Source organism: Pseudomonas duriflava, from assembly GCF_007830155.1.
Lineage (GTDB): Bacteria > Pseudomonadota > Gammaproteobacteria > Pseudomonadales > Pseudomonadaceae > Chryseomonas > Chryseomonas duriflava.
Map to the genome: position 1 here is coordinate 1 of NZ_VLKY01000039.1, position 11,137 is coordinate 11,137.

Genomic DNA, 11,137 nt, shown 5'->3' on the forward strand with positions numbered 1-11,137 from the left:
CCCCGCTCGCCATTCTCGAAAGCCAGACACGCCGTTAGTGCATTCACGCCGCCCTTGGCGGCGCCATAAGGCACGCGATTAAGGCCGCGCGTGGCAATGGACGAGACGTTAACGATGGCACCCTGCCCCTGCTCAAGCATGTGCGGCAGGACTGCACGGCAACACCACACTGTAGGAAATAGGGAGCGCCTGATCTCTGCCTCGATTTCAGCCTCGGCATAGTGTTCAAAGGGCTTGGCCCAAATCGTCCCGCCTACATTGTTGACTAGCACATCGATCCGTTCAAATGTCTGGATAGCTTGCTGAACCACCCGCTCAACTTCGGCGAAACGCTCCAGATCCGCCTGAAGCGCGATTACCCGAGTGCCTTGGGCTTCTAACCCTTGGGCGACTTCATGAACGAATTCGGCGCGATCTACTAGCACCAGAAGGGCGCCTTCGACCGCCGCCCGCTCCGCCACACGCTGCCCAATGCCCTGGGCCGCGCCGGTGATCAGCATTATCTTGTTCTCGAAACGGCTCATGCGCACGCCTCCTCATCTACCGTAACGACTTGAGTCGGCGTGAATTTCTCGTAGTGGAAACTCACCGGTGTGATACCAACCTGGCTGAAGTGGCGGCGCACGGCATCTACCATGGGGGGCGGCCCGCACAGGTAGACATCTACATTACCGTCATAGAGCATGCTTGGTGACAAGTGGTCTGTCACATAGCCTTTACGTGGATGAGTAGATCCCGGTTCTGCCACACAGGTCGCGAAGGTGAAACCCGGGATACGGCGAGCGAACTCTTCGAGGCGGTCGACCAAAACCAGGTCTAGATCGCGTGTTACGCCATAGATCAGATGCACGGGTTGATCCACGCCACGCTCAGCCACTACCTCCAGCATCGACAGGAACGGAGCCAACCCTGTACCACCTGCTAGCATTAGCAGCGGTCGCTTCACGTCGCGCAGATAGAAACTTCCCAGCGGGCCGGTCAGCGTCAGCCGCTCGCCAATCTGAGCTTGGTCCAGATAGGTACTCATCAAACCACCCGGCACGCGTTTGATCAAAAATGAAAAGCGCTGCGCTCCAGGCTGAGAGCTAAAAGAATAGGATCGGGTCTGGTCGCTATCGGGCACAGTAATATTTACATATTGCCCTGGCAGGAAGACCGGTGCATTCGTAGCATCGGCCTCGAACACTACTTCAAGCGCCGCGTCCTGATGGGACTTAACCTCGGCCAGCGTGGCCTGAAACTGAGCAATACCAGTCTTGCAAGCAGTTGAGGGTACCGGAATGGCGATCACGCAATCAGACGATGGCACCATCTGGCACGTTAGCACCAGACCGCGCTCGACCTCGTCGTCGGTGAGTGCATCGTCGATAAAGTCTTCCCCTAGATCATAATCGCCTTGCTCGCAGCGGCACTTGCAAGTGCCGCAGACGCCATCGGAGCAATCCATTGGTAGGTTGACCTTCTGCCGAAATGCGGCATCAAGCACCTTCTCATCCTCACGGCAGTTGATGAACCGCGTCACCCCGTCCTCAAAATTCAGTGCAATGGTGTAACTCATAGAATAGATCCTCACCTCAAACATCGATCCTTTATGCGATCGCGAGACGAGTCAGGCAAAAAGGAGTAAGAAAGCAGCGTTTACAAAACGTAAACGAGCCTTTCGAACCCCTCTTTAACGCAGCCTGAGCAGCGCACAGCGGATCACACGCCGCTCAGATGTGATAAATGTCGATGACCTGATGTATGTAGTCGTTCTTCAGCACCACCTTCTTGCGGGTGATCAGTGGCAGTTCGCCACGGATGTCCAAGGTGTAATATGACGTGCCGAAAAAGCTGTCGGTCTTCTTGTAGCGGTGGCTTAAGGTGTGCCAGTTAAAGCGCACTTCCAATCGCTCGGCATCTTGCTCCAAGAGTTCAATGTTGCTGATGTTGTGTGAGGTACGTGGCTCAGGCATGCTCGCGCTCGAACGCTCGGTGCGGATACGGAAGATACGATCCTCCAGGCCGTCGCGGCTCGGGTAGTAGATCAGCGAAACTTCGCGCTGCGGATCCTCGGTCAAGGTGTCGTCGTCATCCCAAGCGGGCATCCAGAAAGAGGCCTTTGGCGAATAGCACTCCAGCCACTCGTCCCACTGCCGGTCATCCAGCAGGCGCGCTTCTCGATAGAGGAAACCGGCGATTTCTTCATAGGTGCGAGTCATACCACCGCCTCCTGACTGTCAGTCACGATAAGGGCGCTGCGCTCCTGTTCGATAGCGCGTTGCATCATCTGAGCCCAGAACTGATGCTGCTTGACGTACAGGCCTTCATCCTCAGTCTTCGCCCCGCTGAGTAGCGGGTTCATGTTCATCGCACGGGCATTATCATCAGGACCCTCGATCCAGTGCGTAGCGCCACGGCTGAGATCGTTCCATTGGGCCGCTCGCCCTTGATAGCCTGTCTGGCAGGCCCGAAACTCTTCCAGATCGTCCGGCGTTCCCATGCCGCTAACATTAAAGAAGTCTTCATACTGACGGATACGCAACGCCCGTTCTTTGGCACTCTCCCCCTTGGGCGCGAAGCAGTAGATGGTGACCTCGGTCTTATCGACAGAAATCGGCCGCGTCACCCGGATCTGCGTGGAGAATTGATCCATCAGGTACACATTGGGGTACAAGCACAGATTACGGGTTTCGTTAACGATAATATCGGCGCGGGTTTCGCCAAAACGCTCGATCAGCGCTTCACGATGGGCATAAACCGGCCGTACCTCCGGATTGAGCAGGCGCGTCCAGAGCAAGACATGCCCATGCTGATACGCATAAAAGCCGCCAATACTTTTCGACCAGCCGTTGGCATCGACCGCTTTCGTTCCTTCCGCCTCATAATTGCGACGCTGCATCGTGGCCGAGTAATTCCAATGCACGGAGCTGACGTGATAGCCGTCCGCACCGTTTTCGGTCTGCAATTTCCAGTTACCGTCGTAGATATAGGACGAGTTGCCTCGCAATACTTCGATGCCTTCTGGAGCCTGATCGACCATCTGGTCAATGATGACGCGGGTTTCGCCCAGATGTTCTTCCAGCGAGATGACATCCGCATTTAGGCTGCCGAACAGAAAACCTCGATAGCTCTCGAAACGTGCGACGCGCTTGAGATCATGGGAGCCCTCAACATTGAATCCTTCTGGATAGCCACCAGTCTTGCCATCTTTGACCTTGAGCAATTTACCGCTGTTGCTAAACGTCCAGCCATGGAACGGGCAAGTAAACGACCCCTTGTTGCCATGCTTGCGACGGCACAGGGTTGCGCCACGGTGCGCACAGGCATTGATCATGGCGTGCAAATCACCGTTCTTGTCGCGAGTAATAACCACTGGCTGGCGACCGATATACGTAGTGAAATAATCGTTGGGTTCTGGAACTTGGCTCTCGTGAGCCAGATAGACCCAGTTACCTTCAAAGATGTATTTCATCTCCAGTTCAAACAGGTCCGGGTCGGTAAAGGCGTCACGCCGGCAACGGAAAATGCCTTTTTCAGGCTCTTCCTGAACGGCATAGGCAACATCATGGGCGAGTCGGTCAAGTCTGCCATTGAGCATGATGTGATTCTCCAGGCTATTTTGTGGTTATTTTTATGCTGCCAAAATCGGCAGGCTTAGAGCGATGTGATCAGATATCTATCGCTCGTAGACACTACGCAAGAAAGATATAGCCTTAGGTTTAAAGGGTTCAGGCATGGCTTTAGGCTAGGTTGCATAGATAAGTCGCGATATCCGTTTTCTGCAGACTACTATCCATTTTCTGCACGCTCCCCAGACACAACAAAAAAGCCGGTCCCTGTAAGGCCGGCATTCAAAGAATGGGTTAGCGGTGGCGCTTAAAGGTTTCAGAAGGCAATTCGCCGAAGCGCTGACGGTAAGCTTGAGAAAAACGGCCTAGATGCAGGAAGCCATGATCCAGAGCAATTTCCGTAACGCTGCGGACCTGCGCGTTTGGGTCGCTCAGAATGGTATGGATATGATCAAGCTTGCGCTGGCGGATATAATCCCTCGGTGAGGCATTGGCATGTCGTTCGAACAGCGCATAAAGGGAACGCACACTGACTCGTGCCAATGTAGCGAGTTGTTCAACACTGATGTCGTGGGCAAGATGAGAATCAATATAGGCGCTGATCTGTTCGAAAGAGGTCGCTTGTGCACAGGTCGCCAACGGATCGACGTTATGCTTGAGCAGGCTCAACAGTTTGCTCGCTACAATACGCGCATAGTGCTCCTGAATCTGAGGCAAAGAAGTCATAGCCTCAGCTTCCTGACAGATCAGGGCCATTAGACTAACAAAGCCGTCCAATGCTTTCAGATCATTGCGTGCAGAGGTGAATCGAATCCCTTCTTTGGGCAGCAACCAGCGGTGCTCGCGGCAGGTTGCCTCCAGCAGACTGACAGGTAACTTGACAATAAATTTGTCGCAGTCATTTGAGTAGGTCAGATCCACGGGATCGTCTGGATTGATCAGCAGCATTTCGCCAGGCACGAAATAATGTTCTTCACCTCGGCATCGCCACAGGCAGTGACCATTAATGAACAGCTGCAGATGATAGATACTGTCAAGTGCAGTTGACGTGACCCGAACACTGTCCCCGTAGCTAATACGGCATAGATCCAGTTCGGCAAATCGACGGTGATAAAGACTAGCCTCTGGTCGACCTACGGTTGGCAAGCGAATACGATGCGATCCTACATACTCATTAACGTAATCAGAAACTCGATATGGATCGGCACGCTCGAACACACGGCTCTGATCGTTCAGCAGGCGACATTCCATCACAAAAGCTCTTGTTATTTTTGATAGGCAAGCATTTCAAACGTGACGCTAACCTTAAGCATTACAGACTCAAACTAGTTTTAGCTTTCTCACTAAAAATGGCGCCTGTCTAATATCAATTAGGTATCATACCTACTTATTGGGTATGTATCTGCAGAGGCGAGGCCCATAGAAACGCTCGATATGTTTACCAAGTATGTTTTGCTACTCTATTACAACTCAGCACTGCCTATTTTGTAGGACAGTCAGCTACCTTCCTTAGTAGGCTCAAAGATGACTTTCGTTGAACAATTAGCTTCTAGCAACAACCTAGCAGCGCGCTAACACTTGACAAGCGAACCATTTTCAGAAAAAGGCAGCTGATTTAAACCAAAGAGATGCCGCCCTACTACTGCTTATTAATAACCTACTCAAAGTCTATTAAAAGCTTAAGCGGTGAGGCTTTTTGATTTCGCCTAGTGAATAATTACAAGGTAGGCGGTTTGATTACATGGGAAAATGCAAAACCGTGATGAATGAAACTGAATCACGGATGATTATCTGACACCTGTGTGAATATAGAGGTAAGCATGAAGCGCGAACTGCAGTTGTGAGAGCCTGTTCACGATCTTTTAAGTAGCAAAACCAGGAATGCCAAGTGGATAAACTGAAGGCTGGTGTTGAGCTTTCGCTCGCCGTTTTTCCACAACCGCCTGTTCTTCTCCAGCCAGGCAAAGCTGCGTTCGACCACCCACCGTTTAGGCATGACCTTAAAGGTATGGAGTTCGCTACGGCAATCTGCACCGTCACCGGGTCACCGAGAATATTTCGCACGCCTTGGGCAAAGGGCTCACCGGTATAGCTACTGTCACATAACAGGCTCTGAACCTGCGCCAAACCAGACGGGCATCGCTCCAACGCTTGCAATGCGCCTTTGCGGTCGGTCACTTCGGCTGTCGTGACCGCAACCGCATGCGGCAACCCCTGTGTATCAACAACGATATGGCGTTTGATCCCAGAGACCTTCTTGCCCGCGTCATACCCCTTATGCTTGGCTGTGTCCGTGTTCTTCACGCTCTGCGCGTCCGCGATCAAGAATCTGCTGCAGGCGCTGCGCCCCTGTTTCTCGCGAGCCTCGCCAACCTGATTTTTTTAACGCACGCTCCAGCAGGCCGTCCGGCTCACGCCACTTGGCAAAGTAGGCGTAAACGGTTCTCCACTTCGGAAAATCACTTGGCAGGGCGCGCCACTGGCAGCCCGTACGCAGCAGGTACAGTACCGCACACCACACCTCGTATAGATCTACGCGGCGGGGCTTGGTGTGCTTGCGGGCCTGTTCCAGTAGGGGCCGGATTCGATCGAATCGTTCTCGACTTATGTCGCTGGGATAGGTCTTGGTTCGCATTCATATACTATGCATGCTCTTCGAAAGATCGTGAACAGGCTCTGAGGAGTGCAACTGGACAAGAAACATACCTACACTAAAAAAGAAAATCTCAGTCAACAACAGAAGCCTTTCTAATTAAAGTGTTCTGGCCTGGCCTTAGGAGGTTAATTAGTGGATGGGCCGGTACTAACTGATATAAATGATTCTCTTAGAGGCCACATACTCATGATCGCTATTCAATAAGAGTTAAAATAGCACTGTGGCATTACCAAAATAATGGAATAAGAAGCTACTACTTAAATTATAAAATCAGCTTTCCTTACTATGGTGAATTCTCTTTGTTAAGGTAAGAATAATCTCATTTGACAATCAATATAGGATATTGATTCTTCAATTGGAGAGTTACTATCAAGTTTTATATCTCGAATTTATAAATTTATCGTAGTGAAGAAGTGTCTAGCTAATTAGACAGACTTCTTTAGCAAAATAATCAGTAATTGTTCAAAATCTGAACAGTTACCTGTTCACTATCCAGTTTCTGAACATCCTTCCTCACGAGTCTCCCTGTAATCATTAGCTGCCTGAAGCTGGCATAGCTCATGCAATGCAAGAAGAAGCCCGCATAGCTTACGTTAGCCTGTGTGGTCTTTAACTAAAATCTAATAAGAGAGGCGTTTATGAGCACTACTGAATCTATGCTGCCGGTAGAGTTGTGGAATGAGCGTTTATTTACTGGTGACTGGCAAGCCGGTCACCTTCCTCCTACCCCTGTTATCGAACCAGCTAGCGGTGCTACGCTTGGTCAGATAGCCAATGCGGATGGATCGCTTGTTAATACATCAAGCAAAACAGCCAGCATGGCTAAGCCGCTTTGGTTTGCTCAGCCTTATGAGACGCGTAGTCTGATTTTGCGCAAAGCTGCACAGGCAGCTGAGCCCCACTTTGATGAAATTGTCAGCTGGATCGTCAAAGAAAGCGGATCAACCCGGGCCAAGGCTGCTTTCGAAACCACACTGTCCATCAAGGCCCTTTATGAGAGTGCTGGATTGCCCTCACGTAGTCAGGGAGAGGTTCTGCCCTCAGTACCTGGTCGCCTGAGCCTTGCCCGGCGGCGTCCACTTGGTGTGATTGGCGTCATTTCTCCCTTCAATTTTCCTCTTTATCTTGCGATCCGTGCTGTTGCTCCTGCCCTGGCAGTTGGTAACGCAGTGGTCTTGAAGCCAGACCCGCGTACGGCAGTCTGCGGTGGCTTTGTAATTGTCGAACTGGCGGGCCTGCCAAAAGGTCTCTTACATGTCTTGCCAGGCGGACTGAAGCCGGTGCAGCGTTAACTTCAGACTCCCATATTGCAATGATTCAGTTCACCGGCTCGACCGGCGCAGGACGCAAGGTGGGAGAGGCCGCCGGCCGGAACCTGAAAAAGGTATCCCTGGAGCTAGGTGGCAAGAACTCCCTGATTATTCTTGATGATGCTGACCTGGATATCGCGCTAGCCAACGCAACCTGGGGCGTCTATCTGCATCAGGGCCAGATTTGTATGTCTACAGGTCGCTTGCTAGTGCATCGTGCCATTTACAAGCCATTCCTTGAGCGTTTAGTGGCAAAAGCCAAAAGCCTAACGGTGGGGAACCCTGATACTGAACATGTTTCGCTCGGCCCACTGATCAACGCACAACAACGTGACCACGCTTATCAATTAGTTCAGGCGGCTCAACAGGCTGGCGCGCATATTGAAACAGGCGGTCAGTACGAAGGCTTGTTTTTCCAGCCAACTGTGCTTAGTGGCGTTACCTCGGATAATCCTGTGTTCCAGGAGGAGGTATTTGGTCCCGTTGCGGTCGTTATGCCGTTCGAGGATGATGAGGAAGCTATTCGGCTGGCCAATGATACGGAATACGGGCTTTCCGCTGCGATTATCTCAAACAACGTAAGCCGCGCTTTAAAGTTGGGTGAGAGGCTACGTATCGGTCTGCTGCATATCAATGACTAGACAGTAAATGACAAAGTGATTAACCCCTTCGGTGGTGTTGGCGCCTCTGGCAACGGAAGCAGTATTGGCGGTGCAGCCAACTGGGAGGAGTTTACACAATGGCAATGGCTCACCGTCAAAGGTGAAGCCCCAGCTTATCCCCTGTAATAATCGGAGAATAATAACAATGAGTATTCTTCAAGGTATTGCTATCAAAGCAGCTGTTACGCGCTCGAAAGGTGCCCCGTTTGTGATTGAGTCGGCTCGTATTCGTCATCCAAAGGAAGACGAAGTGCTGGTCCGCATTGTAGCTACGGGCATGTGTCATACCGACATGATTGTTCGTGATCAGTATTACCCGGTTCCCCTACCCGCCGTGCTGGGCCATGAAGGCGCTGGTGTCGTCGAAGCCGTAGGCCCTCTGGTCAAGGGTTTGAATGTCGGGGATCACGTTGTATTGACCTATGGCTACTGCGGCCACTGTCTACCTTGTGGGGGCGGACATGCCGCATATTGTAAGGAGTTCTTTGGACGTAATTTCAGCGGCGCGGATCCGCATGGCGAATGTGCTATTGAAGACGAGCGGGGTCAGCCCTTGCATGACCATTTCTTCTCGCAGTCGTCTTTTGCTACCTATGCCTTAAGCCGCGAAAATAATACCGTCCGTGTTCCTCGCGAAGCGCCTCTAGAGCTACTAGGGCCCTTAGGATGCGGTATTCAGACGGGTGCTGGTGCGGTCATAAATTCATTGAAGGTAACGCCTGGTAGCCGATTTGCAGCTTTTGGTGCCGGCGCAGTGGGCCTGTCCGCCGTACTAGCAGCCCAGGTAGCAGGTGCGACGAGCATCATTGCCGTAGATGTGATCCCGTCACGTCTGGAACTGGCTAAGGAGCTTGGGGCGACCCATGTCATCAACAGCAAGAACACAGACCCGGTAGCTACCATTCGTGAAATTACCGGGGGCGGGGTGAACTTTGCACTGGAGTCTACTGGACGTCCCGCTGTTTTGCGCCAAGCAGTAGACGCCTTGGGCGGACTAGGGAGTCTTGGCGTAGTTGGCGCCCCTCCGCTAGGCACAACGGCAGAGTTCGATGTGAATGATCTATTGTTAGGCGGCAAAACCATCCGCGGCATCGTGGAAGGTGACAGTGTGCCGCAAAAATTCATCCCGGAACTGGTCGATCTCTATCTGCAAGGCCGCTTCGCGTTCGACAAACTGATAAAGCTCTATCAATTTGAGGATATCAACCAGGCGGCTGAGGACAGCGAGAAAGGCATAACGCTCAAGCCGGTCATTAAAATCGGAGAGTGAGATTCTGGCCGGAGTGGATCAACTCCGGCTCTTTTCCCTCGCGCTTAACAAGAATAAAAGGAACGCATTCATGCGCATTAGCCTTTCCTATCCGGCTGCTCTCGTGGCCAGCTTTATGTTTAGCAGTCATGCTCGGGCTGTAGACGTGAACGCAGGCGACTATACTGCCCTCCCCGCTGGCACCAACGTAGCCCTTTGGTATCAACAATACAGTCGATCTGATCAGTACCACCCTGATAATGGGTCCACGAACCGCGCTGGCACGAGTCTTAAATCCAATATCAGTATTGTACGTTTGATTCACTTTATGAAAGTGGGTGGCATTACAATCGATCCGCAAATTCTGCTGCCGTTTGGTCATGTGTATGACGCCAGAATCAGCGGTCAATCACTAAGTAGTGCGACAGGTCTTGCCGACCCCATAATTGGTGCCACCTTCTGGTTGGTAAATCAACCCGCAGCAGGAATGAGTGGACGCTATTTCGGTATTACGCCCCTGATTTACCTACCCTTTGGTAGCTATGATAAGCATGATGCTTTAAATCTTGGCGAAAATCGCTTCAAGGGCGACTTGCAGCTCGGCTGGATAGAACCACTATGGGGAAAAATCTCTTTTGAACTGTACGGAGACGCAGTTTTCTACGGCCATAATAATGATGCTGGGAACGGAAACCAGACACTCAAGCAAGACCCTACCTACCAGATTCAGACCAACCTAAGATACGATTTCGACCCTACTCGCCGGGTTGCTTTTGGCTACTCGGCCATAACCGGAGGCAAGCAGTTCCTGGAGAGTGACTACACTGGACAAAAAACCCAGGTACAGCAGGTACGCGTCGAATATCAACAAATGGTCAACCGCTCGGTTCAGCTCAGTGCCCAGCTCACCCACGACACGCATGTAGACGGTGGGTTTCAGGAGGATATAGGTATTAACCTACGAGCACTGCTTGTCTTTTAGTATCTCTAATCTTGACTTGGTGGCACCTAAGCTTTAGATGATGGTTATAGCCGAGGTAATCCGGCTATAACCATCATCTATAATCATAAATGGTGTCATTATGGATACCTACGCCCTGCCTGACCCACAACGTCTGAATGTCGCTCGTAATCAATTTCTTGATGGCAAGCCGCTTCCAGAGGATTTGCTGCCTTCACCAGTGGCACGCTCCTGGAGTCGATCCCGAGAAGCAGGCGTGCTGCCTTGGCAATCCCGCCTAGATTGGATGCTGATAAGCATACGCTTTGGTATGAAGACCAGAAGCTTGCTAAACATGTTCAACCACAAATCGAGCGGCTTTGGCAAAGTCTGGGCGGAGACTCCTGGACTCTATTTTGTGTAAATCCCCAAGGCGTGATTGTTCACATCAGACAAGCCCAAGATTGCCATACCGGGCCACTGGGAAATCTTCAAGCCGGCAGGCGGGTTCACGAACCAGAGATTGGTACGACAGCACCCAGCTGTACGCTTACCGAAGGTATACCTATCGTACTGTTGGGAGGACAGCACTACTTGAACGAGTTCGAGCATTTTTTTTGCGCGTCTGTCCCACTTATAGGACTAAGAGGCGAACTGCTCGGGGCGTTGAATTTAGAGCCGCTAACAAACCCCCCTTGAATCTAAGCCTGGCTATGTTCACGATAGAGGCATGAGACATCGCAAAGAGATTACGGCTGCGCTGTGGAAG

8 protein-coding genes and 2 pseudogenes are annotated in these 11,137 nt (G+C 51.6%); 4 read left to right on the top strand and 6 right to left on the bottom strand.

Going from position 1 to position 11,137, the window contains the following annotated elements; translation table 11 throughout:
* From IQ22_RS22520 to IQ22_RS22545, 6 genes and pseudogenes are all read right to left on the bottom strand, one after another.
* On the bottom strand, window positions 1-524 hold a 524-nt coding region (locus IQ22_RS22520; RefSeq protein ID WP_145146051.1), incomplete at its 3' end, for an SDR family NAD(P)-dependent oxidoreductase.
* On the bottom strand, window positions 521-1,558 hold the full coding sequence (gene benC, locus IQ22_RS22525) for a benzoate 1,2-dioxygenase electron transfer component BenC (protein WP_145146052.1): 1,038 nt from the start codon (window positions 1,556-1,558) through the stop codon (window positions 521-523). The genes IQ22_RS22520 and benC, both read right to left, overlap by 4 nt.
* A gap of 154 nt (window positions 1,559-1,712) precedes the next feature.
* Entirely contained in the window at window positions 1,713-2,201 is a 489-nt protein-coding gene (gene benB, locus IQ22_RS22530) for a benzoate 1,2-dioxygenase small subunit (RefSeq protein ID WP_145146053.1), read from the bottom strand.
* Window positions 2,198-3,580: a benzoate 1,2-dioxygenase large subunit gene (gene benA, locus IQ22_RS22535; protein WP_145146054.1), complete on the bottom strand. Its 1,383-nt coding sequence runs from the start codon at window positions 3,578-3,580 to the stop codon at window positions 2,198-2,200. Before benA ends, benB begins: the two co-directional genes overlap by 4 nt.
* 265 nt (window positions 3,581-3,845) lie before the next feature.
* A complete protein-coding gene (locus tag IQ22_RS22540; RefSeq protein ID WP_425298890.1) occupies window positions 3,846-4,805 on the bottom strand; it encodes an AraC family transcriptional regulator in 960 nt (319 codons plus the stop codon).
* 598 nt (window positions 4,806-5,403) lie between these two features.
* A pseudogene (locus IQ22_RS22545) lies at window positions 5,404-6,186 on the bottom strand (IS5 family transposase).
* Window positions 6,187-6,845: 659 nt separating this feature from the next.
* Between IQ22_RS22545 and IQ22_RS22550 the strand changes: the two are divergent.
* From IQ22_RS22550 to IQ22_RS22565, 4 genes and pseudogenes are all read left to right on the top strand, one after another.
* Window positions 6,846-8,305: pseudogene (locus tag IQ22_RS22550) on the top strand (benzaldehyde dehydrogenase).
* 19 nt (window positions 8,306-8,324) lie between these two features.
* On the top strand, window positions 8,325-9,449 hold the full coding sequence (locus IQ22_RS22555) for an NAD(P)-dependent alcohol dehydrogenase (protein ID WP_145146056.1): 1,125 nt from the start codon (window positions 8,325-8,327) through the stop codon (window positions 9,447-9,449).
* A 70-nt stretch (window positions 9,450-9,519) separates the two neighbouring features.
* Window positions 9,520-10,410: a transporter gene (locus IQ22_RS22560; protein ID WP_145146057.1), complete on the top strand. Its 891-nt coding sequence runs from the start codon at window positions 9,520-9,522 to the stop codon at window positions 10,408-10,410.
* Between the two features lie 100 nt (window positions 10,411-10,510).
* Complete coding sequence (locus tag IQ22_RS22565; RefSeq protein WP_145146058.1) at window positions 10,511-10,792, top strand: hypothetical protein; 282 nt, start codon at window positions 10,511-10,513, stop codon at window positions 10,790-10,792.
* The last annotated feature ends 345 nt before the right edge of the window (window positions 10,793-11,137 follow it).